General features: G+C 70.1%; 13 protein-coding genes and 1 pseudogene. 9 read left to right on the plus strand and 5 right to left on the minus strand.

All coding sequences use genetic code 11. The annotated features are described in order from the left end of the window. Positions 1 to 210 precede the first annotated feature (210 nt). The 4 genes from AB0I38_RS16645 (at position 211) to thpR (ending at position 5,165) form a co-directional block, all read left to right on the plus strand. Positions 211 to 2,736: an SCO7613 C-terminal domain-containing membrane protein gene (locus AB0I38_RS16645; RefSeq protein ID WP_358467858.1), complete on the plus strand. Its 2,526-nt coding sequence runs from the start codon at positions 211 to 213 to the stop codon at positions 2,734 to 2,736. 149 nt (positions 2,737 to 2,885) lie between these two features. Next, complete coding sequence (locus tag AB0I38_RS16650; protein ID WP_358467861.1) at positions 2,886 to 3,338, plus strand: MarR family winged helix-turn-helix transcriptional regulator; 453 nt, start codon at positions 2,886 to 2,888, stop codon at positions 3,336 to 3,338. Between the two features lie 23 nt (positions 3,339 to 3,361). Continuing rightward, the gene (locus AB0I38_RS16655; protein ID WP_358467863.1) at positions 3,362 to 4,585 is read left to right on the plus strand and encodes an MFS transporter; all 1,224 of its coding nucleotides are present in this window, start codon (positions 3,362 to 3,364) and stop codon (positions 4,583 to 4,585) included. Between the two features lie 22 nt (positions 4,586 to 4,607). Further along, positions 4,608 to 5,165, plus strand: a complete 558-nt coding sequence (gene thpR, locus AB0I38_RS16660; RefSeq protein WP_358467866.1) for an RNA 2',3'-cyclic phosphodiesterase — start codon at positions 4,608 to 4,610, stop codon at positions 5,163 to 5,165. Positions 5,166 to 5,292: 127 nt separating this feature from the next. On the opposite strand, the pseudogene AB0I38_RS16665 reads toward thpR, so the two are convergent. After that, positions 5,293 to 6,398: pseudogene (locus AB0I38_RS16665) on the minus strand (aldo/keto reductase). A gap of 119 nt (positions 6,399 to 6,517) precedes the next feature. Between AB0I38_RS16665 and AB0I38_RS16670 the strand changes: the two are divergent. From AB0I38_RS16670 to AB0I38_RS16680, 3 genes are all read left to right on the plus strand, one after another. Then, positions 6,518 to 7,063: an RNA polymerase sigma factor gene (locus tag AB0I38_RS16670; protein WP_358467869.1), complete on the plus strand. Its 546-nt coding sequence runs from the start codon at positions 6,518 to 6,520 to the stop codon at positions 7,061 to 7,063. Next, positions 7,060 to 8,010, plus strand: a complete 951-nt coding sequence (locus AB0I38_RS16675) for a hypothetical protein (RefSeq protein WP_358467872.1) — start codon at positions 7,060 to 7,062, stop codon at positions 8,008 to 8,010. The genes AB0I38_RS16670 and AB0I38_RS16675 overlap by 4 nt, the downstream gene beginning before the upstream one ends. 76 nt (positions 8,011 to 8,086) lie before the next feature. Further along, positions 8,087 to 9,100: a hypothetical protein gene (locus AB0I38_RS16680; RefSeq protein WP_358467875.1), complete on the plus strand. Its 1,014-nt coding sequence runs from the start codon at positions 8,087 to 8,089 to the stop codon at positions 9,098 to 9,100. Positions 9,101 to 9,223: 123 nt separating this feature from the next. Here the strand turns inward: AB0I38_RS16680 and AB0I38_RS16685 are convergent, their stop codons facing one another. Continuing rightward, entirely contained in the window at positions 9,224 to 9,802 is a 579-nt protein-coding gene (locus AB0I38_RS16685) for a TetR family transcriptional regulator (protein WP_358467878.1), read from the minus strand. 155 nt (positions 9,803 to 9,957) lie between these two features. On the opposite strand from AB0I38_RS16685, the gene AB0I38_RS16690 reads away from it, so the two are divergent. After that, positions 9,958 to 10,932 carry a VOC family protein gene (locus AB0I38_RS16690; RefSeq protein WP_358467881.1) on the plus strand — a complete coding sequence of 325 codons (975 nt, stop codon included), beginning with the start codon at positions 9,958 to 9,960 and terminating at the stop codon, positions 10,930 to 10,932. A 461-nt stretch (positions 10,933 to 11,393) separates the two neighbouring features. Here AB0I38_RS16690 and AB0I38_RS16695 read toward each other — a convergent pair whose 3' ends face one another. The 3 genes from AB0I38_RS16695 to AB0I38_RS16705 all read right to left on the minus strand — a co-directional run bounded on the left by AB0I38_RS16695 (position 11,394) and on the right by AB0I38_RS16705 (position 12,512). Then, positions 11,394 to 11,819 (minus strand): type II toxin-antitoxin system VapC family toxin, encoded by a 426-nt coding sequence (locus tag AB0I38_RS16695; RefSeq protein ID WP_358467884.1) that lies wholly within the window; start codon positions 11,817 to 11,819, stop codon positions 11,394 to 11,396. Further along, a complete protein-coding gene (locus AB0I38_RS16700; RefSeq protein WP_358467887.1) occupies positions 11,816 to 12,055 on the minus strand; it encodes a hypothetical protein in 240 nt (79 codons plus the stop codon). Before AB0I38_RS16700 ends, AB0I38_RS16695 begins: the two co-directional genes overlap by 4 nt. Positions 12,056 to 12,140: 85 nt before the next feature. Then, on the minus strand, positions 12,141 to 12,512 hold the full coding sequence (locus AB0I38_RS16705; protein ID WP_358467889.1) for a hypothetical protein: 372 nt from the start codon (positions 12,510 to 12,512) through the stop codon (positions 12,141 to 12,143). Between the two features lie 151 nt (positions 12,513 to 12,663). On the opposite strand from AB0I38_RS16705, the gene AB0I38_RS16710 reads away from it, so the two are divergent. Then, positions 12,664 to 15,831, plus strand: a complete 3,168-nt coding sequence (locus AB0I38_RS16710; protein ID WP_358467892.1) for a S8 family serine peptidase — start codon at positions 12,664 to 12,666, stop codon at positions 15,829 to 15,831. Positions 15,832 to 15,854 lie beyond the last annotated feature (23 nt).

Below are 15,854 nucleotides of genomic sequence, written 5' to 3' on the forward strand. Positions count from 1 at the left end.
GGGGCGGCACCGGCGCGAGGAGTCAGCGCGTGCTCGACTCCGGTCAGGCCGTGACCGCTGTGCCCGCAACCGGACGAGCTGTCAGGACCGGCTTGATGATCTGCCCCGCGTGATTCCCCGAGTAGGGGCAACACGTACGCGGGCTGGGGTGAAAGGCAGCATTGTTCTCCTATGCGTGGAGATGTGAAGTGTCCGGACTGCGGTGCCGCGTTGGCCGGAGACCGGTCCCCGGCGCCGGAGTCGACGCCCAGGTGCCCTGAGTGCGCGCTGCCGCTGTGGGGACCCATCGCGCACGAGCTGTGGCGGGTGGACGAGGCGCTCGCCGGGATCCGGATCCAGGAGACGCGGCTGCTGACCCGCAGGGAGGAACTGCTGGGCAGCCTGCGCGACGGACGCGTGGGGGAGATGGGCCCGTACCCGGGCGCCCCGGCAGCGGCCGGACAGGTCGGCCACGGCGGTGCGGTCACGGGTGTCCGGCCGCGGGAGGTCCCGGCGCCGGGCACGGGAGCCAGGGAGGTCTTCACGCCGGGCACGGGAGCCCAGGGGGTCTCAGCACCGGGTACGGGAGCCAGGGAGGTCTCGGCGGGAGCCGTACAGAATCTGCTGCTCATTCTCGGCGGCCTGCTGCTGACGGTGGCGGCGGTGGTGTTCACCGTGGTGAGCTGGGGGCTGCTGGGCATCGGCGGGCGCGCGGCCGTGCTGGCGGGGTTCACCGCGCTGGCCCTGGCGGCGCCGGCGGTGCTGGTCCGGCGCGGACTCACCGCGACGGCCGAGACCGTGGCCGGGATCGCCATCGCGCTGCTGCTGCTGGACGGTTACGCGGCCCGGCGGGTGGGACTCCTCGGGGCCGACGCCGTCGAACTGCTGGATTACGCGGCGGGGGTGTGCGGGCTCATCGCGCTGGTCCTGATGGCCTATGCCCGGGTCGTGCCGCTTCGCGGCCCCGCCCCGGTCGCCGTGGTGCTGGCGCAGCCGGTTCTGCCGCTGTTGATCGGAGACGCCTCGGCGACCTGGCTGGTGGCCATGCTGGTGGCCACGGCGGCGCTGGACGTCGCCTTGGTGCGGCAGGGCCGGGCGGGGGTGCGCACGACGGCCGCTCTCTGCGGGAGCGCGGTCGCGACCCTCGCCCTCCTGGGAGGCGTGCCGTACGCGCTCAGTGCCGATTCCGCCGGGCAGGCGCTGGGCAGGTCGGCGCCGCTGATCGCGCTGGCCCTGCTCGGAGCGTTCGTGGCGCGGAGCCTGGCCAGGCCAGGAAAGGTGGAAGGGGAGGTCTGGGCCTCGCTGGTCACCGTCGGGACCACGCTCGCGCTGATCGCCGCCCTGGCCGCGCCGGCGCAGTCGGTGTTGAGCACGGACTGGCGTCCGCTGGCCTACCTGGTCCCGGCGCTCGTGGTGGCGCTCGCCGCCACCTGGTTGCCCTGGCGCAGGGTGCGACTGACTGCCATGGCCACCGGCGGGTCGGTGGCGCTGCTGACCGCGCTGACGCTGCTGCCCCGGCTCGTGGCCACCCTGGTGACGCCGCTGGCCTGGCTGGACACCCTCTGGAGGGGCACGTGGGACGGCGGGCCGTGGCCGGCGGAGGGCATGCGGGACGGCGGGCCGTGGCTGGGAGAGGTCACGTCGCCGGTGGACGTGGTGGTGCTCGGCGCGCTGGCGGCCGGCCTCCTGGTGGCGGCCGTGCGCCTGTCCTCGCGCGGCGTCGCCGCGCGGGCCGCACTACCGGGCAGCGCGAGCGGTGGACGGCCGGTGCGGACGGCGGTGATCGGCGCGCTCGTGTCCGGGACGCTCGCGGTCACGGTCGCCCCCGCGGCCTTCGCGATGGCCCACCCGGCCGCGGTGGCGGTGCAGGTGGTGCTGGCCGCCGCCCTGGCTGTGGCCGCCCTGCTGGCCCGGACGCCCTGGTGGGCGGTGGCCTGCGCGGTCGTCGCCGGTGCGGCCTCGGTGGAGGCGGTGGCGTACGCGTTCGGCAGCAAACCGGCGACGCTGATCGCGCTGCCGATCCTGGCGGTGCCGGCCGCCGCCGTGGCGCTGGCGGGCAGGGTGACGGCCCTGCGGGTGTGGGGGCTGGGCGCCGCCGTACTGTTGCTCGGCCTGGACGCGATGGCGGTGGGGCTGGCCGTGGGCGCACCGGTCAGGGTGGCGGCGAGCGTGGGCTGCGCGGTGGCCGGGGTGCTCCTGCTGGGCAGGTCGCTGTGGGCGGGCCGGGCGGGCCGGGACGGCGTGAACCTGGAATGGCTCAGGTATACGGGCACCGCCCTGTTGCTGCTGGCCTCGTGGTTACGGCTGTGGGCCGGCGAGGTCACCGTCGTCGAGGCGTACACCGTGCCGTGTTCGCTGGTCCTGCTGGGATTCGGCTGGTGGCGGCGGCGGAGCGCGCCCGTTTCGTCATGGGCCGCTTATGGGGCGGGGCTCTCCTTCACGATGCTGCCGAGCATGGTGGCGGTCTACGCGGACACGGAGTGGCGGCGGTCGCTCGCGCTCGGGGTGCTGGCGCTGGCGGTCCTGCTCGCCGGTGCCCGATCCCGGCTCCAGGCGCCCACGGTGATCGGTGGTGTCACGCTCGCCGGGGTCGTGGTGCGGGAACTCGCTCCGTACGTGTCGGAGATGTTGCTCACGGTGCCGCGCTGGGTGCCGATCGCGGTGGGCGGGCTCCTCCTTGTACTGGTCGGGGCGACGTACGAAGCGCGAAAGCGAGACCTGAAGCGGTTGCGGGACAGCCTGGCGAGGATGGACTGACGTCCTCGGCCAAGGCGCTTCCCCCGGCTCTGACCTGCGGTGCCGGGCGGGAGTCGCGCCCGCCCGGCCATGGTGCGGGAACCCGGGAGGGCGATAATGAGTTGGGGAAATATCCCGGCCTCCCGTATAGTTAGCAAAGGTAATGACTCATGCTAACCAAGAACCAGTCCCAAACGGATCTCCGCAGCGACGCGGGTCTGGCATCAGCTCTACGCGTCTCGATGGCGCGGCTCAACCGGCGGCTCAGGCGGCAGGCGGCGGCGCACTCGCTGACGCCCACGCAGTTCGCGACGCTGGCCGCCGTCGAACGGCATTCCGGGATAACCCCCGGCGAATTGGCCGAGCTCGAAAAGGTGCAGCCACCCTCGATGACGCGGGTGGTCGCCGGGCTCGAGGCACGTGGGCTGCTCTCCCGTTCACCGCACCCGACCGACCGGCGTCAGGTGACCGTGACCGTGACCGAAGAGGCCCAGAGGTTGCTGAAGGAGGAACGCCGCCGCAAGGAGGCGTGGCTGACCCGGCAACTCAAGGAGCTGACACCTCAGGAGCGGGCCATCCTCAGGCAGGCGGCGCCGATTCTGGAGAAGCTCAGCAGGATCTAGAGCCTGAAGAACCCGAGACCGGGATGTTCCGGTCGCTCAAGATTCGCAACTACCGCATGTTCGCCGCCGGAGGCGCCGTCTCCAACGTCGGCACCTGGCTCCAGCGCACCGCCCAGGACTGGCTGGTGCTGGAGCTCACCCACGGCAGCGCCGCGGCGCTCGGCACGGCCACCGCCCTGCAGTTCCTCCCGATGCTGCTGTTCGGCATGTTCGGCGGCGTGCTCGCCGACCGCTACCCGAAGCGGCCCATCCTCATCGGGGCGCAGTCGATGATGGCCGGGCTCGCGCTGACCATAGGCGTGCTCACGATGACCGGCGCCGCCCAGGTCTGGCACGTGTACGTCATGGCGTTCGCGCTCGGGCTCATCTCCTGTGTCGAGGTGCCCACCCGGCAGGCGTTCGTGGTCGAGATGGTCGGGCGCAAGGACCTGAGCAACGCGATCGCGCTCAACAGCTCGATCTTCAACCTGGCCCGCGTGGTCGGCCCGGCGATCGCCGGTGTGCTGATCTACGTGCTCGGCGGCACGGGGCCGATCTTCCTGGTCAACGCCCTGACGTTCGCCGCGGTGATCTCCAGCCTGGTCTTCATGCGGAAGTCCGAGCTCAACCTCGCTCCGCCGGTGCCGAGGGCCAAGGGCCAGCTCCGCGAGGGGCTCAGGTACGTGCTCCAGCGCGAAGAGCTGCTCATGCCGATCATGCTGGTCGCCTTCGTGTCGATGTTCGCCCAGGCGTTCTCGATGTCCATAGCCCTGATGGCCCGCGAGGTCTTCAAGGCGGGGGCGTCGTCGTTCGGGATGGCGTCGAGCATGTTCGCGATCGGCGCCCTGGGGGGCGCGCTGCTCGCCGCGCGCCGGGCCCGGCCGTCGCGCCGGATGCTGGTCGCGGGCGCGATCGGGTTCGGGTTGTTCCAGATCGCCACGGGGCTCGCCCCCTTCTACCCCGTCTACCTGCTGCTGCTGATCCCCACCGGCATCGCGCTCATCACCTTCAACACCTCCGCCAACGCCAGCGTCCAGCTCGCCACCGCGCCCGACATGCGCGGCCGGGTCATGGGCATCTACATGCTGGTCTTCACCGGTGGCGCGCCGATCGGCGCCCCGCTGGTCGGCTGGCTGTCCGAGCTGGGCGGCCCCAGAGCCGGCGTCATGCTCTCCGGTGTGCTCGTGGTCGTCGGCACCGGCCTGGCCATGCTGCTCACCCGGGTGATCACCGCCCGCAGGGCGAGGCTGACGCTGGCAGCGGCCTGAGCCCGTTGCACAATCAGTGGATATGAGGCTCTTCGCGGCTGTGGTGCCGCCCGACGGCGTGCTCGACGAGCTCGAACGGGCGATCGCCCCCTACATCGGGCAGGTGGAAGGGCTGCGCTGGCCCGACCGCGACACCTGGCACATCACGCTGGCGTTCTACGGCGAGGTGCCCGAACACGTGCTCCCCGGCCTCCAGGTGCGCCTGGCGCGGGCCGTACATCGTTACGACGCCCTGGACCTGGCCTTCACCGGGTTCGGGGCGTTCTCGTCCGCACGGCGGGCCAGGGTGTTCTGGGCCGGGCTGTCCGGCGACCCGATGGGGCGGCTGGCCGACTCGGTCAAAGCCGCGGGCCGCCGGGCCGGCGCCGCGCAGACCGACGAGAAACGCTTCCACCCGCACCTGACGCTGGCCAGGGCCAAGGCCGAGACGGACCTCCGCCCGCTGGTCGAGGCGCTGGCGGAATTCAGCGGCTCGCCATGGCGGGCGGAAGGCGTCCAGCTCGTGCGGAGCCACCCGGGGCCGCGGGTGAGGTACGAGTCACTGGGCGAATGGGCGCTGGCACCGGCGCGGCGGGGCTAGGCTCCTCAGCGTGGACCGTCCTCGCCGCTGGCTGCTGCCCCTCGTGCTCGGCCTCCTCCTGCTGATCGTGGTCATCGGCGCCGTGCTGACCTGAGTCACCACGGCCTGCCTGACTCACCTGCCGTGATCACCAGGCGTAGTCCTCCGGCGCCGTCCGGTGGCCCGGGAAGATCTCGTCCAGGCGCGCCAGCGCCTTGTCGTCCAGCGTGATCTCCAGGGTCCGCATGGTGCCCTCAAGCTGCTCCAGTGTGCGCGGCCCGATGATGGGGGCGGTCACCGCTGGCCGCGTCAGCAGCCAGGCCAGGCCCACGTGCGCGGGTCCTCGCCGAGGTCGTCGCAGAACTGCTCGTACTGCTCGATCTTGTCGCGGTGCTTCTCCAACTGCGCGACCATCTGGTCGGTCGCCGACCGGCCCTTGTCGATCTTGCGAAGCACGCCGCCGAGCAGGCCGCCGGCCAGCGGGCTCCACGGGATGACGCCGAGGCCGTAGTCCTCGCAGGCCGGCAGCACCTCCAGCTCGACCGCCCTGGTCAGCAGGTTGTAGTGCGACTGCTCGCTGACCAGGCCGAACGTGTTGCGCCTGGCCGCGGTCTCCTGGGCCTTGGCCAGATGCCAGCCGGCGAAGTTGGACGAGCCGACGTAGAGGATCTTGCCCTGCTGGCGCAGGATCTCCATGGCCTCCCAGAACTCGTCGAACGAGGTGTTCCGGTCGATGTGGTGTGCCTGGTAGATGTCGATGTAGTCGGTCTGCATGCGCTGGAGCGAGGCGTCGCACGCGCGGCGGATGTTCAGCGCCGACAGCTTGTCGTCGTTGGGCCAGTCGCCCATCGAGCCGTAGAGCTTGGTCGCGATGACCGTCTTCTCCCGGCGCCCGCCGCCCTGGGCGAACCAGTTGCCGAGGATCCGCTCGGTGATCCCCTCACCCTTTTTCCAGCCGTACACGTTGGCGCTGTCGAAGAAGTTGATGCCCAGCTCGTGAGCCCGGTCCATGATCGCGAAGGAGTCTTCCTCGCTGGTCTGGGGGCCGAAGTTCATCGTGCCGAGGCAGAGTGGACTGACCTGGAGCCCACTGCGTCCGAGGTTCACGTAATCCATGCACTCCACCCTAGGCACCTGGAGTCCACTCCAGGCCATAGGCTCGTCCTGATGATCCCCGGCATCCCGCCTGCGGCGGTGCCCCTCTGCCTGTCGATCACCGGCATCTCCTGATCCGCTTTGGGCACTCATGAACATTTCTTCGCACTGACGAGAAATGATGGCCCGACTCCTGACATAGGCGCAGATGTCCACTGATCGCACTGTCTAGGAGTCGGGCATGGGGATGCCGAGGAGATCGGGCCTGGGAATGGCCCGTGAATAGCGAGCGGGCCAGATTCGAAGCCGTCTACCGCGAGACGTACGGCCGGATCACGGCGTACGCCGTCCGCCGCTGCAACTCGCCGCAGGACGCGGCTGACGTGGTGGCGGAGACCTTCTCCATCGCCTGGCGGCGGATGCGTGAGCTGCCGGACGGGGAGGAAGCCGCGCTGTGGTTGTACGGCGTGGCACGAAAAGTGCTGGCCAACCATTACCGAGGCGAGAATCGCCGCCAGGCTCGCAGCGTGGAGCTCGACGCCGAGATGGCCGACCTGTATGGAGCCTCGCCCGACAGCGGGGTCGAACTGAAGGCGATAGCGCAGATCTTCCGGACCCTGTCGGATGACGATCGCGAGGTGTTGTCGCTGGTCGCCTGGGAGGGTCTGGACCGGCAGGAGATCGCCGCCGTGCTCGGCCTGTCACGCAACGCCGTTCGCATCAGACTCCATCGCGCCCGTAGGCGCTTTGCCCGCGCGCTCGCCGAGGCGGACGTCCGCTTCATGGCAGAAAGCCGGCTGATCCCGGCGGAGAGGTCGTTGTGAAGGACATTGACGAGATCGACTCGATCACCCGCGCACTGGCCCGGGTGGATCCGGGGCAGCCGGGAGGCCGTCCGTCCGACGCGGGGGCGCGGACACTGCTGGCCTCGATCACCGCCGAGGAGCCCGGCCCGTTCGTGGCCCGCCCCCGACGGCGCCGTCCCCGGCGGCTGGCCCTGGGGCTGGCGGGCGCGGGGCTGCTCGCCGCGGGCATCGTGGTGGGGCCGAGCCTGCTGGAGAACGGCGTGTCCCCGTCCTACGCGGTCACCAAGAACTCCGACGGCGTCGTATACGTCAGGGTCCGGGATTTCAGCGACGTCAAGGGGCTGACGAGACAGTTGGCGGAACTGAAGGTCCCGGCCATGGTCGACTACGTGTCTCCGGGCAAGCAGTGCCAGGAACCACGCGGGACCTATGTCGAGGACATCCCTCCTGGCCTCTACTCCGTGCCGGAGAACATCCCCGGGGATCCCGGCAGGGGCTGGCAGATGCGGATCGACACCAAGCTCTTCAAGCCCGGTCAGACCTTCGTCTGGACCATCAGCGAAGGGCACACCAGCACCATCCTCATGGACGGCCCGATCGCGCCGTGCGTGCCGGAGGACCGGCCCGAACCGAAGGAGATCAAGCGCGACTACCGAGTGGCGACCCTGAAGGGGCGCTCGCTCGCCGGTCTCCGGGTGGACGAGAAGACCGTCGGCGAGGTCCTCCCCGAGCTCAGGAAGCGCGGATCGAAGATCACCTATCTCGTCATGGGGATCCCTCCGGGAAACCCCGGCGGCTTCGGCGAACTCCGCACGCAGTCCACTCCCGTCGGCGACGACTGGATCGTCTGGGAGGCGGAGGAATCCATCCGCCAGCCTGGAGTGATCCGCCTGCTCGTCACCGACAGGCGCTACGACAGGAACCCTGTCTACGGTGGTCCACGCGACGACGTCATCAAGGAGTAGCACCACCTACTCGGCGCGGGCTTCCACCGCCACAGCGCCCGGATCGGGCGGGTTCCGGTTGCGGCATGATGGCGGCGTGGGGGATGTCCTGATCAGAGCGCTCGCCGTGACCGCCGTGACCTGTGCCGTGACGGCGGGCCCGGCCTTCGCCGCCGACGACACCGGGGAGAAGCTGTTCACGTTCCGGGACTCCCGGATCACCGAGTCCAGCGGCCTGGCCGTGTCGCCCACGCATGACGGCGTCTACTACACGCACAACGACAGCTCCGCCGCGCCGGTCTTCTACGCGGTCGGCGCCGACGGCCGGACGAAGGCGACCTTCCACCTGCGGGGGGCCGAGGCGCGTGACTGGGAGGCGATGGCCGCGACCAAGGACGCCGCGACCGGGCGGGGCGTGCTCTGGTTCGCCGACATCGGCGACAACCTCGACGGGGCCTGGTCCGACATCTCCGTCTACAAGGTGACGGAGCCGCGGAGCCTGCGCGACGCCACGCTTCCCGCCGTGCGCTACCGCTTCCGCTACGAGGACGGCGCCCGCAACGCCGAGGGCCTCATGGTCCACCCCAAGACCGGGCGGCTCTACGTGGTCTCCAAGGAGTTCGCGGGGTCGGTCTACGCGGCGCCCAAGCGGCTGCGCACCGACCGGACCAACATCCTGCGCAGGGTCGCCGCCGCGCCGCTCATGGCCACCGACGCCGCGTACGCGCCCGACGGCTCGTCGTACGTCGTCCGCACCTACTTCTCCGCCACCCTCTACAAGCCCTCCGGCGAGTCGATCGCCAAGGTGTCGATGCCGGAGCTGGCGCAGGCCGAGTCGATCGCCTACACGGCCGACGGCAGGTCGCTGCTCGCCGGGTCGGAGGGGAAGTCGAGCCCGGTCTACCGGGTGCCCGTCCCCGAGCGGGCCCTCGCGCCCAGTCCCCGCCCCTCCAGCACGCCCTCGGCGCGGCCCGAGGCCGCCAAGGAGTCGGCCCGCCCCGTCGTCGCCGAGGAGCGAGCCGGGCTGAGCCTGCGTGACGTGCTCGTCTGGCTGGCCGCCGCCGTGGCCGCCATCGGCGTGATCACCTTTATCGCCCGCCGCACTCGCTGAGGTCCTCGGTGGCGTCGCGCCGCCCGTGAGCTGGAGTGCGCCTCGGAGGCGGCGAGCTGGGGCAGGTCGCGGCCGCATGTCGTCGGCAGCTCGGCTGGTCACGGGCGGGGAAGCGTCAGCGGCCTACAGGCTCAGGCCGGACTCCAAGTGCGCCAGTGCCCTGTCGACCTCGGCGGGCCCGTCCATACGCGCGTTCTGTGCCCACTGCAGCCAGACCATGGCCACGACCCCGAAGACCGCGCCGATGGCGTCGCGTATCCGCGGGTCGTCCACACCGCATCCGGCCTTCTCCGCCACCATCTCGCACACCTCACGGATCAACCCGGGACTCTTGCGCAGGTTGGCCACCAGCAGCTCGGGCACGGTGGCTGCGAACACCTCCCGCGCGTGCCCCGCGGCGATCTCTTCGGCGGACAGGGTGGCGAACGCCGTGCGGAACGCGCCGCGCAGCACGGTGACCGGTGCGCCCGTCGGCTGAGAGGCCAGGGCCTCGAGGAGGGGCGGGAAACGATCGAGCGTGACCAGATGCTCCTTCGCCGGAAAGTAGCGGAAGAAGGTGGCGGGGGAGATCTCGGCGGCCTCGGCGATCTGCTCGACGGTGGTGGCGTTGTAACCGCGTTCGCGGAAGAGGCGGAACGCTTCGCGCAGGATCGCCTCCCTGGTCCTGACCTTCTTGCGTTCGCGTAGCCCGCTGTCACTCATGCATCGAAATTTACCGTACCGCCAAATGATGGTTTACCCTCAACTGAGGGTCATCTCTCAAATTTATCCTGACCTCATCGGCGGATGCCCGTGCACGGGGCCGCCCGCACACGACATCTGAGCGCTTCACCTATGACAACGGAGGTGGCCCAGTCATGGGCGACGACATCAACGGCCTGCATCATGTGGGGCACATCGTGCGGGACATGGACCAGGCGATGGAGCGGTATCGCCGGCTGGGCTTCACGGTGTCGGCACCTGCCCATCCCGTTCTTCCGCGCGTGGCGGGAGGCCCTGCCGAGCCGTTCGGGGTGGCCAACACCCACGTGTACTTTCCCGGCAACTTCGTCGAGTTGGTGGCCGTCATCGACGAGACCGGCCGCGTGCCCGGCGAAGCCCGCCCGATCCCGCTGCGGGTGCCTGACGGCAAGCTGCCGGCGCTGGTGGCCGCCATCCGCGCCACCGCCGCGAACATCACGTTCTTTCTCCAGCGTTTCCAGGGGCTCCACATCATGATCGCCAATACGCCGGACATTGACAGCGTCGCCGCGCGGCTGACGGCCGGCGGCGTCGGCCACGGCGGTGTGCACGCCATCCAGCGGCCCGTTGAGACCAGCACGGGGACCCGGATGGAGCCAGCTCGCTACCTTGAGATCTCTGATCCCGATTTGCCTCTGGGGCGCGTGCCGGAAGGCAGGATCGGGTTCGCCGAGAACACGCCGGTCGAGGCACTTGAGGACCAGCGGCACACCGACCATCCCAATGGTGCGACCGGTCTGGTCGAATGCGTGCTGTGCGTCGCCGACTCGGCGTTGCCCGAGCAGGCGCGGCGCTACGGTGCCTACTTCGGCCGGGCGCGGGACGGCCAGGTGGCGCCGGGCGCGACCCGATTCGACCGGGCGAACGTCACCGTCGTGTCCGCATCGGCGCTCGCCGACCTGCTGCCCGGTGAGCGTCCGGCCGCCCTGCCGGCGTTCGTCGCCTACACGGTGTCGGTACGCGACCTCGCCGCCACCGAGCGGTTCCTGCGCGACAACGACATCCCGGTCACCCGAACCGGTCCCGGAGAGATGGTCGTGCCCGCCAACGCCGCCCTGGGCACCGCGATCATCTTTCGCCAGGATGACTGAGGATGGTCCCTCCGCCGCGGACCTGTTGCGGCCACGCCAGGGGATCGTGCGAACAGAGCATGTCGCGATGAGCCGGTCGTATTCGGCGTTCTCCGCGTACCCGTACAGGCCTTTTCCCACCGCCAGCATGGGGGCGTAGCCCAGCCATGCGTCCTCGGTCGTGTCGGCGCCGGACCGGCCTCCACAGATCGCCTCGGGTCTCATCGCGCCGGTATACGGCATCCCCAGGAACCGCTCACGAGGCACCAGATCAAGTGCCTTGCGCCAGCCGACAGATCCTATTTGTCCGCCAGTTCGAGGCGAAGCATTGCGGCCGTGTCGCTCAAGGTCGCCATCCTTCCAGTAGTACGTCAGCGAAGGCGTGCGCTATCGCGTCGGCGTTCGGCAGCCATCCCCATTGCCCGTTGAGATTGCATTCGATGGATGTCTAGATTTCGGAGGATTGATCGCCCGCGTAACCTTTACGGCAACGTCTCGGGTAGCAGTGTGAACGCCGATACGTGGCGGGGGCGCATCAGTGAGAAATCTCGACGATCAAGGGTTGCGATGTGTGTGATCGCTAGCCGCTCGGCGATCGCAACAACGGATACGTCGGCGGGGTCGAGGCGTGCGTCTTCATACGTGCGGACGAGCTCTGCCATTCGCCGAACGTCCGGTGCGGTCAGGTTGACCAGCTCGAACTCTTCGGTCACGAGATCCAGGAACTGGGCGTGTACGGACGAACCCATGTGTCGGTTGATGGTCCAGCCAACCTCGATCAAGATCGTTGACGGCAGCAGAAGTGGTCCGTCCAAGCTTTCCAGTAGTCGGACGCAGGCGGTGTGGTGCTTGTCATCTCGATCGACTACCGCGATCAAGGGGCCTGTATCCAGAAGAACAGCGGTCACACTGACCGATTGAACCGTTCGGCCAGCAGATCTTCGACCCGTTCCGAGAGATCACCCTCACCGGACGCCCCGATGCCGGCGATTGAGAGGCGACGACGTACCGGTTCGTCGTTTTCTTCTGCGATGTCGGCGAGTTCCGGGTCGGTCTTGACCAATCGCAGGAGACGGCGCGCCTGGTCAGGCGACAGCTGATCCACCAAGTGGTGAAGCTCCTCATGCGCATGTCCAGCGCTCATGCCTGCGAGTGTACGCTGGCGGCACCGCCAGCGGCCAACCCCTCTAGGGTGCCGTTCGCTGTGCTGAACGGCGGTGTCGTGCGTGTCAGGGGCGGCGCATGGTGGCGGTGAAGAGGTCGCCGCGCAGGGCGCGCTCGACCACTTCGATCGAGCGCGACAGGCGGACCAGTCGCGGACCCTCCTCGCGGTAGGCGTCGAGGACGGCCTCGATGGCGTGCGGCGGCAGGTGACCCTTGAGGTCGACGGCGGCGCCACGGTAGCCGGCGCGGGCCGCCTCGATCGCGGCGTTGACGTGGTGGCTCGCCATCCTGGCCAGCGCGATCGGGTGCCGCCTGAGCACCTCATAGGCTCGGTAGTCGGGCGGCACGGCGTCGAGCAGCCAGGCCACGGCGGACGTCTCCCAGTCGGGGACGCTCGGCGGGCGGACCTCGGCGGGCCACTCTGGCGGGACATACATGAGGCTATCGTACTCACGTTCGATTCGGTTGCCGGGACGTGGTGCTCGGGGTGGCCGTAAGAATATGGCGCGCCCGGCGGAATTCAGGGAACCGGCGTGGTCCCTCGCGGCAATTACTGCCGAAGATCGATCATCAGCGCGAGGAGACCGAGTGAGGTTCACACGAGCGGCGGTTCTGGGGACGGTGATGGCCGCGGGCATGGTGACCGCGCCGCCGCCCGCGGCCGGAGCGGCCGAAGCCGCGCAGGCGCAGGTCAAGAATGCGATCACCCTCATAACGGGCGATCGGGTGATCGTCTCGGGACCGCCGGGCAGGCCGTCGTACCAGGTCGAGGCGGGCGCCGGGCGCCGGGTCTCGTTCTCGATCGGCACCTGGGGCGGGCACACGCACGTCATCCCGTCCGACGCGGCGGCGCTCGTCGGCAGGGGCCTGGTCGACCGGCGGCTGTTCGACGTCACGCAGTTGCTGGAGTGGCGCTACGACGACGCGAGCCGTCCGGACATCCCGATCATGACGCAGGGCGGGGCCGCGCCGAAGGCCGCCGAGGCCGGCAGGAGCGTGGCCACCGTCGGACTGTCGGCGGCGCGCGTGGACAAGGCACGCGCGGCGACCGTGTGGCAGGAACTGGGCCGCGGCGCCGGCGCCAGGACTCTCGCCGCCGGGGTGACCAAGCTCTGGCTCGACGGCCGCCTGTCCTACTCACTGGAGAAGAGCGTCGCGCAGATCGGCGCTCCGGACGCCTGGCGGCGCGGACTGTCGGGCAAGGGTGTCACGGTGGCAGTCCTGGACACCGGGTACGACCCCGATCATCCTGACCTGCAGGGCGTCGTCACCCAATCGGCCAACTTCTCCGACGAGCCCGACATCGTGGACAACGTGGGCCACGGCACCCACGTGGCCTCGATCGTGGCGGGGTCCGGGCAGGCGTCCGGCGGCCGGTACCGGGGGGTCGCGCCCGACGCGAAAATCGCCGTCGGCAAGGTCGGGGGCGCCAAGGGCATCCATGAGTCGGCCGTGATCGCCGGTATGGAGTGGGCCGCGACCCAGGCGAAGGCGGCCGTCGTCAACGTCAGCCTCGGTGGCTACGACACCGAGGAGATCGACCCGATGGAGCAGGCCGTCAACACGCTCAGCGAGCGGACCGGCACCCTGTTCGTCGTCGCGGCGGGCAATGACAGTCTCCGGGGAACGATCAGCAGTCCAGGCAGCGCGGACGCCGCCCTGACCGTCGGAGCGGTGGACGGCGACGACCAGCGCGCCTCGTTCTCCAGCCAGGGTCCACGTGCCGGCGACCGCGCGGTCAAACCGGACGTCACCGCCCCGGGGGTGCGGATCACGGCGGCGGCCGCGAAGGGCGCCTATGTCGCCTACAGCGGCACGTCCATGGCCGCCCCGCACGTCGCCGGCGCCGCGGCCATCCTGGCCCAGCTCCATCCCGGCTGGACCGGCGCCCAGATCAAGGCCGCGCTGATGTCGTCGGCCAGGCCCGGCGCCGGGCTGACCCCGTACGAGCAGGGCGTGGGACGGGTGGACGTGGCCCGTGCCGTGACCCAGCCCGTCACGGCCGACTCGCCCAACCTGTGGGCCAAGGTGCCGTGGCCGCCGACCGGCGTGCCCCTCACCGAAGAGATCACCTACACCAACACCTCGTCCGAGCCCGTGGAACTGACGCTGACGAGCGACGGGCCCTTCACCCTCTCCGCCGACCGGCTCTCCGTCCCGGCGAACGGCCGGGCGGCCGTGACCCTGACCCTGCCCGCCGATCTGAAGACCGGCGTCCATCCGGGCAAGGTGACCGCGACCTCGGGTGATCTCACCGTACGCAGCCTGGCCGGCGCCTTCGTCGAGCCGGAGTACCACACGGTGACCCTGACCGCGATCGGCCGGACCGGAGAACCGGTCGAAAACGTCATGGCCAGCCTGTACAACCTGGAGACCGGCGAGTACGAGGAACTGTTCGGCTTCGAGGGCGGAACCGCGAAGGTGCGCGTGCCGAGTGGTGAATGGCACCTGCGGGCTCACCTCTTCGAGATGTCCGCGTTGACCACGATGAGCAAGGTCGTCCAGGTCGGCTCTCAGGACGAACAGGTCACCATCGACGCGCGCGAGGGCAGGCCCGTCCGGTTCTCCCTGGACGACCCGGCGGCTCAGCCCGTCGGGTTCCTCCAGTTGAGCACCCGCGTGACGCGCGACGGCCGGAGTGCGGAAGCGGGGCTGGTCGTGTCGCCCGGCCCGGAGCAGACGGTATACGTGATCCCCGGCCCCTACCCCGGCCTCGAATTCATGGCGCTGTCGGCGTGGGAGAAGAGCGGCACGCCGGCGACCCGGTACGACCTGGCCGACTATCGGACCGGCGGCATCCCGTCCGATCCAGGCGTACGGGCGAGAACCGCAGACCTGGCGAGGGTCACCGCGACCTTCCGGGCCCAGACCGCGAGCTCCGTCCCGGCCGCCTTCGAACGCAGCGCGGCCTTCCGGGACGGTGGCCGGGTCATGTTCAACGTCCCCACCGCCGTACAGGCTCCCGGGACGTTGATCAACTACGTCACCCCCCATCGTGAGCTGCTGTGGCATGGCTGGTTCAGCGACGCCTCGGGCGCCTACCAACTGTCGGACGAGCAGGGGCGCGCCCTGCGCGTCGGACACCACGCCGAGCTGTGGAACGCGGCGGTCACCGGCCCCGCGGCGCCCACCCTCACCCGGACGGGTGACGTCCTGCAGTACACGATGGACGGCCTGTTCACCGACTCGGGAACCGGCCGCACCGGCTGGGACGGCGACGTCACCGGAACGGTGACCCTCAGGAAGGACGGCGACGTCCTGCACGATGCCCGGCTCGAGAACTGCCGGCTCGACCGCCGGTGCGGCTTCAAGACCGAACTGGCCGAGGCAGCCGCCACGTACACGCTCGGCGTGTCCGCTCGCAGGGACGTCGCCCACTCGTCGCTGACGACGGCGATCGACTCGGTGTGGACGTTCACCTCCGGGCGCGCCACCGGCATCCAGGCCCTCGACCTGCCGTCGGTGAAGTACACGCCCGAAGGTCTGGACGCCCACAACAGGGCCATGGCCGGATCGGACACCAGGATCACCATCGCCGGGGACGGCGAGGCGTTGCGGACGCTGCAGGTGGAGGCGTCCTTCGACGACGGCCGCACCTGGCGGCCCCTGCGGGCGCGACCGGCGGCCGGAGTCTGGAAGGTGTCGATCGACAACCCGTCCACCAGCGGATTCGTGTCGCTGCGCGCCACCGCCGGCGACGACGACGGTGACCGGGTCAGCCAGACGATCCTGCGGGCCTACGCCGTGCAGGGCTGATGGGCTCGGCGGTGAGGCGCAGC

Origin of the sequence: Nonomuraea cavernae (genome assembly GCF_040655715.1) — a bacterium.
In the GTDB taxonomy this organism is placed as follows: Bacteria; Actinomycetota; Actinomycetes; order Streptosporangiales; family Streptosporangiaceae; genus Nonomuraea; species Nonomuraea cavernae_A.

Coding starts and splice junctions, on each gene's coding strand:
- AB0I38_RS16685 (WP_358467878.1), bottom strand. CDS start 9,802: ATGAGTGACAGCGGGCTACGCGAACGCAAGAAGGTCAGGACCAGGGAG.
- AB0I38_RS16650 (WP_358467861.1), top strand. CDS start 2,886: ATGCTAACCAAGAACCAGTCCCAAACGGATCTCCGCAGCGACGCGGGT.
- AB0I38_RS16655 (WP_358467863.1), top strand. CDS start 3,362: ATGTTCCGGTCGCTCAAGATTCGCAACTACCGCATGTTCGCCGCCGGA.
- thpR (WP_358467866.1), top strand. CDS start 4,608: ATGAGGCTCTTCGCGGCTGTGGTGCCGCCCGACGGCGTGCTCGACGAG.
- AB0I38_RS16700 (WP_358467887.1), bottom strand. CDS start 12,055: ATGAGCGCTGGACATGCGCATGAGGAGCTTCACCACTTGGTGGATCAG.
- AB0I38_RS16690 (WP_358467881.1), top strand. CDS start 9,958: ATGGGCGACGACATCAACGGCCTGCATCATGTGGGGCACATCGTGCGG.
- AB0I38_RS16705 (WP_358467889.1), bottom strand. CDS start 12,512: ATGTATGTCCCGCCAGAGTGGCCCGCCGAGGTCCGCCCGCCGAGCGTC.